A 15090-nucleotide genomic window follows, 5' to 3' on the forward strand; every position below is an offset into this window, starting at 1 on the left:
GCTTTAAACCTTTCACAAATGCGACATGAATTTGCGACAGTTCGTCGTCAAATTTGTGAGCCTCTGTGTCGCTGTGTACAATGACCACCCTTTTGCCCCCGCTAAGCCGGCGTACGTTCGGCGCGGAACGCAAGTGGTTGAATTGAAAAGAAATTTGCCTCGAATAGAGGCAGCCTGGTGAGAAAGTGTCTATGAAAGCAGGTCTGTACCAACCAGATGAATTCAAGGATAACTGCGGTTTCGGCCTGATAGCTCATATGCAGGGCGAGCCCAGTCATACCCTTTTGCAAACGGCCATCGAGGCCCTGACCTGCATGACCCACCGCGGTGGGATTAATGCCGACGGCAAGACCGGTGACGGTTGCGGTCTGCTGATTCAAAAACCCGACGCCTTCCTGCGAGCCATTGCCCGGGAAAGCTTCGGCGTCGAAATGCCCAAGCAATATGCCGTGGGCATGGTGTTCTTCAATCAGGATCCGGCCAAGGCCGAAGCCGCTCGCGAGAACATGAACCGCGAGATCCTCGCCGAAGGCCTGCAACTGATCGGCTGGCGCAAAGTGCCGATCGACACCAGCGTCCTCGGCCGCCTCGCCCTTGAACGCCTGCCGCAGATCGAGCAGGTCTACATCGGCGGCGAAGGCCTGAGCGATCAGGACATGGCGGTGAAGCTGTTCAGCGCCCGTCGCCGTTCGTCGGTGGCCAACGCCGCTGACACCGACCACTACATCTGCAGCTTTTCGCACAAGACCATCATCTATAAAGGCCTGATGATGCCGGCCGACCTGGCCGCGTTCTATCCGGACCTGAGTGACGAGCGCCTGCAAACCGCGATCTGCGTGTTCCACCAGCGCTTCTCTACCAACACCCTGCCGAAATGGCCGCTGGCGCAGCCGTTCCGCTTCCTCGCCCACAACGGCGAAATCAACACCATCACCGGTAACCGCAACTGGGCGCAGGCCCGGCGGACCAAGTTCACCAACGATCTGATGGATCTGGAAGAACTCGGCCCGCTGGTCAACCGTGTCGGGTCCGACTCATCGAGCATGGACAACATGCTCGAACTGATGGTCACCGGTGGTATCGACCTGTTCCGTGGCGTGCGCATGATCATTCCGCCTGCGTGGCAGAACGTCGAAACCATGGACCCGGATCTGCGTGCGTTCTACGAGTACAACTCGATGCACATGGAACCGTGGGACGGCCCGGCAGGCGTGGTGATGACCGATGGTCGCTACGCAGTGTGCCTGCTCGACCGTAACGGTCTGCGTCCGGCGCGCTGGGTCACCACCAAGAATGGTTTCATCACCCTCGCCTCGGAAATCGGCGTGTGGAACTACCAGCCTGAAGACGTGCTCGCCAAGGGTCGCGTCGGCCCTGGCCAGATCTTCGCTGTGGACACCGAGACCGGGCAGATCCTCGATACCGATGCGATCGACAACCGTCTGAAATCCCGTCATCCGTACAAGCAATGGCTGCGCAAGAATGCCCTGCGCATTCAGGCGACCATGGAAGACAACGACCACGGTTCGGCTTTCTACGACGTCGATCAGCTCAAGCAGTACATGAAGATGTATCAGGTCACGTTCGAGGAGCGTGATCAGGTGCTGCGTCCGCTCGGCGAGCAAGGTTACGAAGCCGTGGGCTCGATGGGCGACGACACGCCGATGGCCGTGCTGTCCCAGCGTGTACGCACGCCGTACGACTATTTCCGCCAGCAGTTCGCGCAGGTCACCAACCCGCCGATCGACCCGCTGCGTGAAGCGATCGTGATGTCGCTGGAAATCTGCCTCGGTGCCGAGCGCAACATTTTCCAGGAGTCGCCGGAACACGCCTCGCGCGTGATCCTCAGCTCGCCAGTGATCTCGCCGGCCAAGTGGCGCTCGCTGATGAACCTCGACCGTCCGGGTTTCGAACGGGCGATCATCGACCTCAACTACGACGAAAGCCTCGGCCTCGAAGCGGCGATCCGCAACGTTGCCGATCAGGCTGAAGAAGCCGTGCGCGCCGGGCGTACCCAGATCGTCCTGAGCGACCGCCATATCGCCCCGGGCAAGCTGCCGATCCACGCTTCGCTGGCGACCGGTGCCGTGCACCACCGCCTGACCGAGAAGGGCCTGCGTTGCGATTCCAACATCCTCGTTGAAACCGCGACCGCCCGTGACCCGCATCACTTCGCCGTGCTGATCGGTTTCGGCGCCTCGGCGGTGTATCCGTTCCTGGCCTACGAAGTATTGGGCGATCTGATCCGTACCGGTGAAGTCCTGGGCGACCTCTACGAGGTGTTCAAGAACTACCGCAAGGGCATCACCAAAGGCCTGCTGAAGATCCTGTCGAAGATGGGTATCTCGACCATCGCTTCGTACCGTGGTGCGCAGCTGTTTGAGGCCATTGGTCTGTCTGAAGAAGTTTGCGAGATGAGCTTCCGTGGCGTGCCGAGCCGGATCAAGGGCGCGCGTTTCGTCGACATCGAAGCCGAGCAGAAAGCGCTCGCCGTCGAAGCCTGGAGTCCGCGCAAGCCGATCCAGCAGGGCGGTCTGCTGAAGTTCGTCCACGGTGGCGAATATCACGCCTACAACCCGGACGTGGTCAACACCCTGCAAGCCGCTGTGCAGCAGGGCGACTACGCCAAGTTCAAGGAATACACCTCGCTGGTGGACAACCGTCCGGTGTCGATGATTCGCGACCTGTTCAAGGTCAAGACCCTCGAAACGCCGCTGGACATCAGTGAAGTCGAGCCGCTGGAGTCGGTGCTCAAGCGCTTCGACTCCGCCGGTATCTCGCTGGGCGCACTGTCGCCGGAAGCTCACGAAGCCCTGGCCGAAGCCATGAACCGCCTCGGCGCGCGTTCCAACTCCGGCGAAGGTGGTGAAGATCCGGCGCGTTACGGCACCATCAAGAGTTCGAAAATCAAGCAGGTCGCGACTGGCCGTTTCGGTGTAACCCCGGAATACCTGGTCAACGCCGAAGTGCTGCAGATCAAGGTCGCCCAAGGCGCCAAGCCGGGCGAGGGCGGGCAACTGCCGGGCGGCAAGGTCAACGGGCTGATCGCCAAGCTGCGTTACGCAGTGCCGGGCGTGACCCTGATTTCGCCGCCGCCGCACCACGACATCTATTCGATCGAAGACTTGTCGCAGCTGATCTTTGACCTCAAGCAGGTCAACCCGCAGGCGCTGGTTTCGGTGAAACTCGTAGCAGAAGCGGGCGTCGGCACCATCGCCGCCGGTGTGGCCAAGGCCTATGCCGACCTGATCACCATTTCCGGCTATGACGGTGGCACCGGTGCTTCGCCGCTGACTTCCATCAAATACGCTGGCGCACCATGGGAGCTCGGCCTGGCTGAAACTCACCAGACCCTGCGCGGCAACGACCTGCGCGGCAAAGTCCGGGTGCAGACCGACGGCGGCCTGAAAACCGGCCTCGACGTAATTAAAGCCGCAATCCTCGGCGCCGAGAGCTTCGGCTTCGGTACCGCGCCGATGATCGCACTGGGCTGCAAATACCTGCGCATCTGCCATCTGAACAACTGCGCCACTGGCGTCGCGACGCAAAACGAGAAACTGCGCAAGGATCACTACATCGGCACCGTCGACATGGTGGTGAATTTCTTCACCTACGTCGCCGAAGAAACCCGTGAGTGGCTGGCCAAACTTGGCGTGCGCTCCCTCGAAGAGCTGATCGGTCGCACTGATCTGCTGGAAATCCTCGAAGGCCAGACCGCCAAGCAGCATCACCTGGACCTGACGCCGCTGTTGGGCAGCGATCACATCCCGGCGGACAAACCGCAGTTCTGCGGCGTTGAGCGCAACCCGCCGTTCGACAAAGGTCTGCTCGCGGAGAAGATGGTCGAGCTGGCCGCGTCGGCGATCAACGACCTCAGCGGTGCAGAGTTCGAGCTGGATATCTGCAACTGCGACCGTTCGATCGGCGCCCGGATCTCCGGCGAAATCGCGCGCAAGCATGGCAACCAAGGGATGGCCAAAGCGCCGATCACGTTCCGTTTCAAAGGCACGGCCGGGCAGAGCTTCGGTGTGTGGAACGCCGGCGGTCTGAACATGTACTTGGAAGGCGACGCCAACGACTACGTCGGCAAAGGCATGACCGGCGGCAAGCTGGTCATCGTGCCGCCGAAGGGCAGCGTCTACAAGACTCAGGAAAGCGCCATCATCGGCAACACCTGCCTGTACGGCGCCACTGGCGGCAAGTTGTTCGCCGCCGGCACCGCAGGCGAGCGTTTCGCCGTGCGTAACTCCGGTGCCCACACCGTCGTGGAAGGCACTGGCGATCACTGCTGCGAGTACATGACTGGTGGTTTCGTCTGCGTGCTGGGCAAGACCGGTTACAACTTCGGTTCTGGCATGACCGGTGGTTTCGCCTACGTGCTCGATCAGGACAACACCTTCGTTGACCGGGTCAATCACGAACTGGTGGAGATCCAGCGGATCAGCGGCGAGGCGATGGAAGCCTATCGCAGCCACCTGCAAAACGTGCTGAACGAGTACGTCGCCGAAACCGACAGCGAGTGGGGTCGTGAACTCGCCGAGAACCTCGACGATTACTTGCGGCGTTTCTGGTTGGTCAAGCCCAAGGCTGCCAGCTTGAAAACCCTGCTTTCCAGCACTCGTGCCAACCCGCAGTGATATGCGCCTGAAGAGTTTGATGAGGTTTTAACAATGGCTGAACGTCTGAATAACGACTTCCAGTTCATCGATGTCGGGCGCAAGGATCCGAAGAAGAAACTGTTGCGTCAACGCAAGAAAGAGTTCGTTGAAATCTACGAACCGTTCAAACCCCAGCAGTCGGCCGATCAGGCCCACCGCTGCCTGGGCTGCGGCAACCCGTATTGTGAATGGAAGTGCCCGGTGCACAACTTCATTCCCAACTGGCTCAAGCTTGTGGCCGAGGGCAACATCCTCCAGGCCGCCGAGCTGTCGCACCAGACCAACACCCTGCCGGAAGTCTGCGGCCGGGTGTGCCCGCAGGATCGTCTGTGCGAGGGTGCCTGCACCCTCAACGACGGCTTCGGCGCGGTGACCATCGGTTCGGTCGAGAAGTACATCACCGACACCGCGTTCGCCATGGGCTGGCGCCCGGACATGTCCAAGGTCAAGCCGACCGGCAAACGCGTCGCGATCATCGGCGCAGGCCCGGCGGGTCTGGGTTGTGCCGACGTGCTGGTGCGTGGCGGCGTAACCCCGGTGGTGTTCGACAAGAACCCGGAAATCGGTGGCCTGCTGACCTTCGGCATCCCCGAGTTCAAGCTGGAAAAGACCGTGCTGAGCAATCGTCGCGAAGTCTTCACCGGCATGGGCATCGAGTTCCGCCTCAACACCGAAGTCGGCAAAGACGTGACCATGGAACAACTGCTCGCCGAGTACGATGCGGTGTTCATGGGCATGGGCACCTACACCTACATGAAAGGCGGTTTTGCCGGTGAGGATCTGCCGGGCGTTTACGACGCGCTGGATTTCCTTATTGCCAACGTCAATCGCAACCTGGGCTTTGAAAAGTCGCCGGAAGATTTCGTCGACATGAAAGGCAAGAAGGTCGTGGTACTCGGCGGCGGCGACACGGCGATGGACTGCAACCGCACCTCGATCCGTCAGGGCGCCAAGTCGGTGACCTGCGCTTATCGTCGTGACGAAGCGAACATGCCCGGCTCGCGCAAAGAGGTGAAGAACGCCAAGGAAGAAGGCGTGAAATTCCTCTACAACCGCCAGCCGATCGCCATTGTCGGTGAAGACAAGGTCGAAGGCGTCAAAGTGGTCGAGACCCGTCTCGGCGAACCGGACGCCCGTGGCCGTCGCAGCCCCGAGCCGATCCCGGGCTCCGAAGAGATCATCCCGGCCGACGCCGTGGTCATCGCCTTCGGCTTCCGTCCGAGCCCGGCACCGTGGTTCGAACAGTTCGAGATCCAGACCGACAGCCAGGGCCGCGTTGTTGCGCCTGAGCAAGGTCAGTACAAGCACCAGACCAGCAACCCGAAAATCTTCGCCGGTGGCGACATGGTGCGCGGTTCCGACCTGGTGGTGACGGCGATCTTTGAAGGGCGCAATGCGGCGGAAGGGATCCTCGATTACCTGGGTGTCTAACCCCGGCGCCTGAGCCAAACGCAATACTCCTGTGGGAGCGAGCCTGCTCGCGAAAGCGGTCTGTCAGCCAACTTCAATGTTGGATGTGCCGGCCTCTTCGCGAGCAGGCTCGCTCCCACAGTTGTTTTAGGGTGTTGCGGAAAATCGTGTTCCAGCGCGACAAATTGACCCGATAGACAAAAGGCTGACCCACATCCGTGCCTTTTGCCTCGCGCTCTGAGAAAATGCCCGCACTTTTTTTCCGGATGCCGACATGACTGCCCTGAAGAACGACCGTTTCCTCCGCGCCCTGCTCAAGCAACCCGTTGACGTCACCCCTGTGTGGATGATGCGCCAGGCCGGTCGCTACCTGCCGGAGTACCGCGCCAGCCGCGCCCATGCCGGCGACTTCATGAGCCTGTGCATGAATCCGGAGTTCGCCTGCGAAGTCACCCTGCAACCGCTCGACCGCTACCCGCAACTGGACGCGGCGATCCTGTTTTCCGACATCCTCACCATTCCCGATGCCATGGGCCAGGGCCTGTACTTCGAGACCGGTGAAGGCCCGCGCTTCAAAAAAGTTGTCAGCACCCTGGCCGACATCGAAGCCCTGCCGATCCCGGATCCGCACAAAGACCTCGGCTACGTGATGGACGCGGTCAGCACCATCCGTCGCGAGCTGAACGGACGTGTGCCGCTGATCGGTTTCTCCGGCAGCCCGTGGACCCTCGCGACTTACATGGTCGAAGGCGGCTCGTCGAAAGACTTCCGCAAGACCAAGGCGATGCTCTACGACAATCCGCAAGCCATGCACCTGCTGCTGGATAAACTGGCGCAGTCGGTGACTTCGTACCTCAACGGCCAGATCATGGCCGGTGCACAAGCGGTGCAGATCTTCGATACCTGGGGCGGCAACCTGTCGGCGGCGGCGTATCAGGAATTCTCCCTGGCCTACATGAAGAAAATCGTCAGCGGCCTTATCCGCGAGAACGACGGACGCAAAGTGCCAGTGATCCTCTTCACCAAGAACGGCGGCCTGTGGCTGGAAAGCATCGCCGAAGCCGGCGCCGACGCCCTCGGCCTGGACTGGACCTGCGACATCGGCAACGCCCGCGCCCGTGTCGGCGACAAGGTCGCGCTGCAAGGCAACATGGACCCGACCGTGCTCTACGCCAAACCGGAAGCGATCCGCACTGAAGTCGGGCGCATCCTCGCCAGCTACGGCAAGGGCAGCGGCCATGTGTTCAACCTTGGCCACGGCATTACGCCGGAAGTCGATCCAGAACATGCCGGCGCGTTCCTGCGTGCGGTGCATGAGCTGTCGGCTCAGTATCACGAGTGATCAGCGCACAATAAAAAACGCCCGGCCAATGCCGGGCGTTTTTTTTTGCACGATCCAATGTCGGACAAAGATCAACTGTGGGAGCGAGCCTGCTCGCGAAAGCGGTGTGTCATTCAACACTGATGTTGCCTGACACAGTGCATTCGCGAGCAGGCTCGCTCCCACAGGGTTTTATGTCAGGCTCTGACGCCCTGCAACGGCGGCAACTTCGCCAGCTTCAACGCCACCAGCAGGGCAATCAGCAACAACGCACCAATAAACAAGCCGATCCCGTTCCACCCGCCCAGATGCCAGAACACCCCGCCCGCCGTCCCGGCAATGCTCGACCCGGCGTAATAACTGAACAGATACAGCGACGACGCTTGACCCTTGGCGGTCAGCGCGCGCCGGCCGATCCAGCTGCTCGCCACCGAGTGCGCGGCGAAGAAGCCGAAGGTGAACACCAGCATGCCGACGATCACCAGCAACAACGAAGTGAACATGGTCAGTGCCAGTCCGGCGAACATCAGTGCAATCGTCGCCCAGAGCACTTTGCGCCGCCCCAGTTTGTCCGCCAGCGAGCCGATCTTGGCCGAGCTGTAGATACCGGACAGGTAGACCACCGAGAGCAAACCGACAAACACCTGATCGAGGTTGTAAGGCGCCGCCAGCAAGCGGTAGCCGATATAGTTGAACAGCGTGACAAACGCGCCCATCAGCACAAACGCTTCAAGAAACAGCAGCGGCAGGCCGGCGTCGCGAAAGTGCATGGTGAAGCCGTCGAGCAGGCTGCGCGGGTGCAGCGAGCGGGCGCGGAAGTTGCGCGACTCCGGGAGTATCTTCCAGAACACCGCCGCTGCGACCAGCGCCAGACCGCCGATCACCAGCATCGCCGTGTGCCAGCTGACGAAGTCGATCAGCACGCCGGTGATCAAGCGTCCGCTCATCCCGCCGATCGCGTTGCCGCCGATGTACAAACCCATTGCCAGGCCGATGTGCTGTGGATGGATTTCTTCGCTCAGATAGGTCATCGCCACCGCTGCCAGGCCGCTCAATGACAGGCCGATCAGCGCGCGCATGATCAATACACCGTGCCAGCTCGGCATCATCGAACTGGCGATGGTGCACAACGCGGCAGCGAACAGCGCCGCGACCATCACTGGTTTACGGCCGATGCGGTCGGAGATCGGCCCGGTGATCAGCAGACCGAAGGCCAACATGCCGGTCGCCACCGAGAGGATCAGGCTGCTCTGCGCCGCGTTGATCCCGTATTCGTGGGACAGCAGCGGCATCATCGGTTGCACGCAATAGAGCAGGGCAAACGTCGCAAAGCCGCCACAGAACAGCGCCAGCACCGTGCGCATGAACGCCGGCGTGCCTTTTTCGATGTAGATCTCCTGCAGCTCGGCGCGGGCATCGTCGTCGGCTGCGGGCGGGATTTCGTGGGCAAGGGGCGCGACAGCAGTTTTCACTTCAGACCTCGGAGAGCACAGCCGGGCAGGCAATGAAAAAATCATATAGCTGGCTAATGTTTCTATCCAATATATTGTTCGACCTGTTTGATAGCTTCAGCGACCCAATGGTAATCCTTTGGAACTGCGTCATCTGCGTTACTTCATCGCCGTCGCCGAAGAACTGCATTTCGGCCGGGCCGCACAGGTGCTGGGCATCTCCCAGCCGCCACTGAGCCAACAAATCCAGGCGCTGGAACAGCAGCTCGGCGCACGTCTGTTCGAGCGCACCAATCGTCGGGTCGAGTTGAGCGAGGCCGGTCGCCTGTTTCTGCAGGAAGCGCGGCTTGTGCTGGCACAAGTCGACAAGGCGGCGGATGTTGCCCGGCGTGCGCAACTTGGCGAGCTGGGTGAGTTGAAGATTGGCTTCACCTCGTCGGCACCGTTCAACTCGACCATTCCGCAGGCGATTTTTTCCTTTCGTCAGCGCTTTCCGGCGGTGCATCTGAATTTGCGCGAAATGAGCAGCACCATGGTCGCCGATGCCTTGGTGGACGAGTCGATCGAAGTCGGCATCATGCGCCCGCTCGGATTGCCGGATTCACTGAGTGTTGTGGAGTTGATGCGCGAGCCATTGGTGGCGGTGCTCAGTTCCAAGCATCCGTTGGCCCAAGGCAGCGACGAAGGCCTGTTTCTCTCGGCGCTGGCGCTGGAGCCATTCGTGTTTTTCCCGCGCAGCTATGGCAGCGGACTCTATGCGCAACTTCTAAATCTGGCCCGTGACGCCGGCTTCAGCCCGCACTTCGCTCAAGAGGCTGGCGAGGCGATGACCATCATCGGTCTGGTGGCGGCGGGCTTGGGTGTATCGGTGCTGCCAGCGTCCTACCAACGCATGCGCATCGACGGCGTGGTCTACCGTCCGCTGCTCGATCCCGAAGCGATTTCGGCGGTTTGGCTGGTGCAGCGCAAAGATCAGAAATCACCGATGGCCAAGGCGTTTGTCGAACTGCTGACGCGCAAGGTTGAGCCCCTGACGGTGTGAAGGCCGCTGGTGCTTTCGCGAGCAGGCTCGCTCCCACAGTTGATCTCGGGTCAAAACCGAAGTTGCGGATGACCCTATCTCCTGTGGGAGCGAGCCTGCTCGCGAAGACGCCGGAAGCCGCAGCGCAGAAAACCCAGAATGCTGACTAAGGCAACCGCACCAAATCCCCCTTCAAAGCCACCCGGGTAACAAAAACTCCTGCCCTGCACTCGTAGGTATTCAAATCCTTGCGCACATGCTGGTCGTAGTAACTGACGATATTCACAACCGCATTCGCCCCGACCCGCTTGGCATCAGCCTGCAATTTGATCAGATTCGACTGCAGCACCCATTCACAGGAAGCCTGATCGCTCTTGTTGAAGCCGTTGGTTTTCAAATCACTGACCACCCCTTGGCGCAGCAACTGCTGAGTGCCCTGCGGCCCGTTGCCGATCAGGTAGAACTTCACACTGCCATCCAGCCGACCGGCGCGAATCGCGTCCGACAGCACGGTTTCGAAAGGCATGTACATGAGGTTGGTGGCATTGCTGGCACTGGGCAGCAGGGCGATAAGCGCAGCGGCCATCAGGGCTTTCACTTGCATGGTCATCTCCTTTGACGGTGAAAGGGAACTGCGAGGGCAGGTACTGAGCCGGGACCTGCTTAAGCGAGTGTAGATGGTGCAAGGGAGCGAGGGGATTGCAGAGAGCTACATTTCCCGTTACGGATCTGCCTTAGGGGAACGCTCGATTTTTGCGCAAAATCGCCTCTTTTCCAGTGAGTGCCACGGATGCCTCTTCGATACCAGCCCAAGGAGGGCAGCGTGCTGATTTGCGATTTCAGAGGCTATGAAGTGCCTGAGATGGTGAAAGTCAGGCCCGTTGTCGTTCTGCGTAAACACCGCAGCAATAGTCTGTTGGTGGGACTGTGATGGCACTGAATATGGCGCCGAGAGGCGAAACGCCAGCCGTTGTCTGCCGATGCATTTCAAGCAATACTGCCTGCGTTCCCGAAAGGGGCTTGTGAGACTCTGAGGATCCTGGGCAACCAGCCATTGCAGAGCCAGGCAGGTAATCGGCGATGACAAGCCAACCTGTCTGTGAAAGGGCGCCAAACGGCGCCCTTTGTCATTTCTGGCGTTTACTGAACCTTCGCCAGATCACCCTTCAGCGCAACGCCCGCCATGATCGCGCCGGCGTGGCATTCGTAGGTTTGCGCGTCCTTGCGCTCGTTGCGCTTGTAGAAGCTGACGATGTTGGTCACGGCGTTGGCGCCGTCGTTGTTTCACGCTATCTCCGGCTAGATAGTCATCTCTTGCTGTAGCCGCCAGCCAATCACATCCAGTAAATCGCAACCATCGCGCAGAGACGTCACCAGCACCTTCGCCAGCTCACTGTAGATGCCCTCCTGGTGCGACAGATTTTCCAGCAGTTGCGTTGCCGTTCTAATGCGATGCGCTGCCGTTTCGTGCAAAACATCCAGAGGTGCTTGGGTGTCGATCAGTAGCGAGGCGATTTTGCAGTCGATGCCGGTGATGGGCAGATATCGATCCATGAAAAAAGAACTCCTTTGGGCGGAAAGTGCGCTCACTCGGTGATAAAGAGGTTGGCTCAAGCAAGCACCAAAGGAGGTTCCAGATTGTCTAGCGCTCGGTTTAAGGCTAACTCGCACAGTACGGCAAGTTGCTGAATAGCTAGCGCAATGTGGCGCTGCGCTCCCTCCAGTTCGCTTGCCAGATCGGTGGCCATAACGTTCAGAGAAGCGATGTTTTCACAGGCGTGACACAGAATGGACTCGTTATCTACATCAGGAACGACGGTGAACATATGGCTGACTTCGCATAGGTTGCGCGCGCGTTTGCGGGCAAGGAGTTCGGTGGCGTCCTCTGATGGCATGGTTAGACCGGCGTCCGGCCCATGGGGCTTCGGTAGCTGCAGATGATCGGAATTGTCGTTTGTCATTGGGCATCTCCCTGAAGGCTTAAAAAAAGCGGCGTCCATTCCAGTTTTTTCGTAGTTGATTTAATTGCGATAAAGCGCTTTCTACCTAGTCAGTTATAGCCAGAAACTCCCTTATTTTTAATCAAAAAATTTAACATATATGTAATCAAATGATTCTTTTGGTTTGTTTGTACGAGTGATCTTCCATTGTTGTAGGAGTATTCCTATCTGTCGTGTCCGTTATTCAACATCAACTTAAACGCGTTTTGCGAATGTACAATCATTTTTTTGGCGGGGTTGTATTGTATTTCTTGCCGTAGCGCGCGTTTCTTGGGCGCAGCATTCGTTTGGCGTGCTCGAATATAACCATTGGTGGGCAGATATCTTGATGCATAAGAAAGAAAAGACAGAAAAGCTTAAGAGGAACGTCAAATACCTCATTGAGAGTCGGGGTGAAACGCGTATGTCTCTATGTAATTCCAGTGGTCTCACCAGGACGACTATTTATAATATTCTTGAGGGGCGGGTTGTTAATGTTCAGCAATCTACTATACGAAAAATATCGGACTTCTTTGGAGTGTCCTATAAAGAAATTGAAACTGTCGACTTTCAAGAGAAAGAAATAATCGAGTCTACAGTTTCTCTTCATGGGAACATGAATCCGGCTGCAGTGCCTGTCATCAGGGAAACCTGTCTTCTAAAGAATCTGGATAAGCGGATCGGTGAGTTGGTTGTATCTCACCCCTTGACATACTACTTCGGGTCAGCCAGCAATTTGATAGGTGTGTTGCTGGAGAATGAGATACACGGGGCGAATGAAGCAGGTGATCTTTTGATAGTCAAGAAAGGAGCCTCAACCGCCGGAGCGAGCAAGCTCATTTACGACAGAGACACAAGGAAGCTGTACATAATGCCTGGCTCAGATTTTGACGCTAAAGCATTATTGGTTATAGGAGATTTGGTTGAGGAGAGATTTAATGTCGGGAAGTATTGAGTCGGAAAACAATAAATATAAATTGCTTGGTTTTGTGGGGGACAAAAAGCTCGCGGTAATAATGGTTGTCTCAACAGGGAAGCTGATCAAAGTAAAGTTGGCGGAGTTACTGAAAAGCGATCTGATCGATGATCTCAGCAGGGCTGAAATCCGAAATATATACAGGAAATACTATTCCACAGGCTCGGCGTTAACCGCCTATGATATGACTGACCGAAATGAAAGGTCTTGGATGATTTATGTTGTTCTCAACCTTTTTCTACTGGTGCTATATGTCTTCTCGAATATTGGTGCTACCAAGCTTATTTATTTTGAGCGGTTTGATGTCGTTTTGACACCTGGAGTTTTTCTCTATCCTTTCACGTTTTTAGTCGTTGACATGCTTAACGAGTTGTACGGTTTCAAATTAGCGCGAAAGGCAATTTTCTTTGGTTTTATAAGTAATGCTTTGATAATTTTTTTGTTGAGTGCGGCAGAAAAGATGCCGGGATTACCGGGATGGAGGCTTGATGGAGCTTACAGTGAGGTGGTGTTGCACGTGTCTTCGGTGTTATTGGCCTCATCTGTCGCATTTTTGTTTTCTGAATATGCCAATTCATATCTTTTATGTAGGATCAAGCAGCTGACAAATTCTAGATATCTTTTTTTGAGGGTGTTTTTTAGCACCTTCTTCGCTGTGTTGATAGACAGTGTCCTTTTTTGTGTTATTGCTTTTTATGGCGTTCTGGAAAACTCTGAATTGCTATCGGTAGTAATAGTTCAGATCACTGTGAAGATGTTCTTCGCTTTCTTCAATATCCTCCCCGCATACGGCGCAAGGTCGCTTTTCAAGAGATTCGTGCCCGAAGCGCGAGTTATATAGTTATGGGGTACGGGCGAGAGATCTCTCCATCTCGCCCTCTTTATGATCAGGTCAGGTTAAGCTCAACCTGTATCTCATGCTGTTCATAAACCTTTTCTTGTTTTTCAAAAACTCATTTAGCCCTTTCGATCGAAGGCTGCAGGCGTGACATTCGCCGCAGCCGCTGCCCTTTATCCCGTTGTAGCAAGACAGGGTGTGTTCGCGTACAAGTTCCAATTGGCCATGGTACTCGGCTAACGCCCAGGTTTCGGACTTTGTCAGCCACATCAATGGCGTTTCGAACTGTAATTGATAATCCATGCCTAGCTTGATAGCTGAATTCAAAGCCTTGACGAAATCATCACGGCAATCCGGGTAGCCTGAAAAGTCCGTTTCGCAGACACCTGTTATCACCGTCTGAGCTTGAACTTGATATGCATAAATCGATGCGAAAGTCAGGAACAAGATATTCCTGCCAGGTACGAACGTATTGGGCACTTCGTTGCCGGCTTCATTGGCTATCGGTACTGGAATGTTGTCCCGGGTGAGGCTGCTGATTGTCAGTTCGTTGAGCAGTTTCAAGTCCAGCACGGTATGGGCGGCAACGCCCAGCGCTTGCGAAAGTTCGCGCGCCGCTTCGATCTCGGCGCGGTGGCGCTGTCCATAGTCAAACGTAATACAGTGAATTTCGTCGTACTTCGGCAGTGCGTGGATCAAACATGTTGTTGAGTCCTGGCCGCCGCTGAAAACGATAACCGCTTTTTTACGCATTGTTTCGTCCTTGGGTATGCCGCTTGATCGCGGCGGCATCAACCTTACAGAGTAGAAACTGTACTGAGTGTCGGACGCTTCCGAAATGACACGCTGAGATTTCCGTATGTATCTTTTTTTGTTAGTTAGATGAAAAAGGGCACCGAATGGCGCCCATATGGAAATTGGAGTAGGCGAAACAAGGCAACACTCTGCCGCAGCCGCGCAAATCCGGGTTGCTGTATTACTGAACCTTCGCCAGATCACCCTTCAGCGCAACGCCTGCCATGATCGCGCCGGCGTGGCATTCGTAGGTTTGCGCGTCCTTGCGCTCGTTGCGCTTGTAGAAACTGACGATGTTGGTCACGGCGTTGGCGCCGGCGTTTTTTGCGGCCTGGTGCAGGCTGATGATTGCCGATTGGGCGACCCACTCGCAGGCGACTTCGTCGGATTTGTTGAAGGCGTTGGTTTTCTTGTTGGTCACGGCGTCGGGGCTGACCACGGTGACTTTGCCCGCCGGGGTGTTGCCGGCCAGATAGAATTTCACGCTGCCATCGATCTTGCCGGAGCGGGTGGCCTCGGCTACGGCTTTGTCGAATGGCAGGTAGACCGCCGTGTCGCGGGCCTGGCTGACTGCTGGCAGGGCGCAAAGCAGCAGGGTGACGGCGGCGAGTTTGTGGAAGTGCATGAAGGTCTCCTTGACC

At 57.2% G+C, this 15090-nt stretch carries 12 protein-coding genes and 1 pseudogene; 6 read left to right on the forward strand and 7 right to left on the reverse strand.

Annotation, left to right across the window (positions count from 1 at the left end):
- Positions 1-191: 191 nt before the first annotated feature.
- The 3 genes from gltB (at position 192) to hemE (ending at position 7410) form a co-directional block, all read left to right on the forward strand.
- Positions 192-4637 carry a glutamate synthase large subunit gene (gene gltB, locus HU724_RS02930; protein ID WP_186567525.1) on the forward strand — a complete coding sequence of 1482 codons (4446 nt, stop codon included), beginning with the start codon at positions 192-194 and terminating at the stop codon, positions 4635-4637.
- 33 nt (positions 4638-4670) lie between these two features.
- Positions 4671-6089, forward strand: a complete 1419-nt coding sequence (locus HU724_RS02935; RefSeq protein ID WP_007909438.1) for an FAD-dependent oxidoreductase — start codon at positions 4671-4673, stop codon at positions 6087-6089.
- Between the two features lie 253 nt (positions 6090-6342).
- A complete protein-coding gene (gene hemE, locus HU724_RS02940; RefSeq protein ID WP_016772044.1) occupies positions 6343-7410 on the forward strand; it encodes a uroporphyrinogen decarboxylase in 1068 nt (355 codons plus the stop codon).
- A 176-nt stretch (positions 7411-7586) separates the two neighbouring features.
- On the opposite strand, the gene HU724_RS02945 is transcribed toward hemE, so the two are convergent.
- Positions 7587-8861: an MFS transporter gene (locus HU724_RS02945; protein WP_186567523.1), complete on the reverse strand. Its 1275-nt coding sequence runs from the start codon at positions 8859-8861 to the stop codon at positions 7587-7589.
- Positions 8862-8979: 118 nt separating this feature from the next.
- Here HU724_RS02945 and HU724_RS02950 point away from each other — a divergent pair, with 118 nt between their 5' ends.
- On the forward strand, positions 8980-9882 hold the full coding sequence (locus HU724_RS02950; protein ID WP_041477578.1) for a LysR family transcriptional regulator: 903 nt from the start codon (positions 8980-8982) through the stop codon (positions 9880-9882).
- 145 nt (positions 9883-10027) lie between these two features.
- Here the strand turns inward: HU724_RS02950 and HU724_RS02955 are convergent, their stop codons facing one another.
- The 4 genes and pseudogenes from HU724_RS02955 to HU724_RS02975 all read right to left on the reverse strand — a co-directional run bounded on the left by HU724_RS02955 (position 10028) and on the right by HU724_RS02975 (position 11822).
- Positions 10028-10465 carry an excinuclease gene (locus HU724_RS02955; protein ID WP_130899548.1) on the reverse strand — a complete coding sequence of 146 codons (438 nt, stop codon included), beginning with the start codon at positions 10463-10465 and terminating at the stop codon, positions 10028-10030.
- 536 nt (positions 10466-11001) lie between these two features.
- Positions 11002-11142: pseudogene (locus HU724_RS02965) on the reverse strand (excinuclease); the annotation flags it as partial.
- 18 nt (positions 11143-11160) lie between these two features.
- A complete protein-coding gene (locus HU724_RS02970) occupies positions 11161-11415 on the reverse strand; it encodes a hypothetical protein (protein WP_186567521.1) in 255 nt (84 codons plus the stop codon).
- A 56-nt stretch (positions 11416-11471) separates the two neighbouring features.
- On the reverse strand, positions 11472-11822 hold the full coding sequence (locus HU724_RS02975; protein ID WP_372339869.1) for a DUF6124 family protein: 351 nt from the start codon (positions 11820-11822) through the stop codon (positions 11472-11474).
- 367 nt (positions 11823-12189) lie between these two features.
- Between HU724_RS02975 and HU724_RS02980 the strand changes: the two genes are divergently transcribed.
- Both HU724_RS02980 and HU724_RS02985 read left to right on the forward strand, forming a co-directional pair.
- Positions 12190-12795 carry a helix-turn-helix transcriptional regulator gene (locus HU724_RS02980; protein ID WP_186567519.1) on the forward strand — a complete coding sequence of 202 codons (606 nt, stop codon included), beginning with the start codon at positions 12190-12192 and terminating at the stop codon, positions 12793-12795.
- Positions 12779-13657 (forward strand): queuosine precursor transporter, encoded by an 879-nt coding sequence (locus HU724_RS02985; RefSeq protein ID WP_186567517.1) that lies wholly within the window; start codon positions 12779-12781, stop codon positions 13655-13657. The genes HU724_RS02980 and HU724_RS02985 overlap by 17 nt, the downstream gene beginning before the upstream one ends.
- A 51-nt stretch (positions 13658-13708) precedes the next feature.
- On the opposite strand, the gene queC is transcribed toward HU724_RS02985, so the two are convergent.
- Entirely contained in the window at positions 13709-14407 is a 699-nt protein-coding gene (gene queC / locus HU724_RS02990) for a 7-cyano-7-deazaguanine synthase QueC (RefSeq protein WP_186567515.1), read from the reverse strand.
- A 223-nt stretch (positions 14408-14630) separates the two neighbouring features.
- Entirely contained in the window at positions 14631-15074 is a 444-nt protein-coding gene (locus tag HU724_RS02995; protein ID WP_064363258.1) for a hypothetical protein, read from the reverse strand.
- Positions 15075-15090: the final 16 nt, after the last annotated feature.

It is taken from the genome of Pseudomonas iranensis, assembly GCF_014268585.2.
Lineage (GTDB): Bacteria > Pseudomonadota > Gammaproteobacteria > Pseudomonadales > Pseudomonadaceae > Aquipseudomonas > Aquipseudomonas iranensis.

What these genes read in the sequence shown, in the direction of transcription:
- gltB (WP_186567525.1), top strand. Translation starts at nt 192, where the DNA reads ATGAAAGCAGGTCTGTACCAACCAGATGAATTCAAGGATAACTGCGGT.
- HU724_RS02935 (WP_007909438.1), top strand. Translation starts at nt 4,671, where the DNA reads ATGGCTGAACGTCTGAATAACGACTTCCAGTTCATCGATGTCGGGCGC.
- hemE (WP_016772044.1), top strand. Translation starts at nt 6,343, where the DNA reads ATGACTGCCCTGAAGAACGACCGTTTCCTCCGCGCCCTGCTCAAGCAA.
- HU724_RS02955 (WP_130899548.1), bottom strand. Translation starts at nt 10,465, where the DNA reads ATGCAAGTGAAAGCCCTGATGGCCGCTGCGCTTATCGCCCTGCTGCCC.
- HU724_RS02970 (WP_186567521.1), bottom strand. Translation starts at nt 11,415, where the DNA reads ATGGATCGATATCTGCCCATCACCGGCATCGACTGCAAAATCGCCTCG.
- HU724_RS02975 (WP_372339869.1), bottom strand. Translation starts at nt 11,822, where the DNA reads ATGACAAACGACAATTCCGATCATCTGCAGCTACCGAAGCCCCATGGG.
- HU724_RS02980 (WP_186567519.1), top strand. Translation starts at nt 12,190, where the DNA reads ATGCATAAGAAAGAAAAGACAGAAAAGCTTAAGAGGAACGTCAAATAC.
- HU724_RS02985 (WP_186567517.1), top strand. Translation starts at nt 12,779, where the DNA reads ATGTCGGGAAGTATTGAGTCGGAAAACAATAAATATAAATTGCTTGGT.
- queC (WP_186567515.1), bottom strand. Translation starts at nt 14,407, where the DNA reads ATGCGTAAAAAAGCGGTTATCGTTTTCAGCGGCGGCCAGGACTCAACA.
- HU724_RS02995 (WP_064363258.1), bottom strand. Translation starts at nt 15,074, where the DNA reads ATGCACTTCCACAAACTCGCCGCCGTCACCCTGCTGCTTTGCGCCCTG.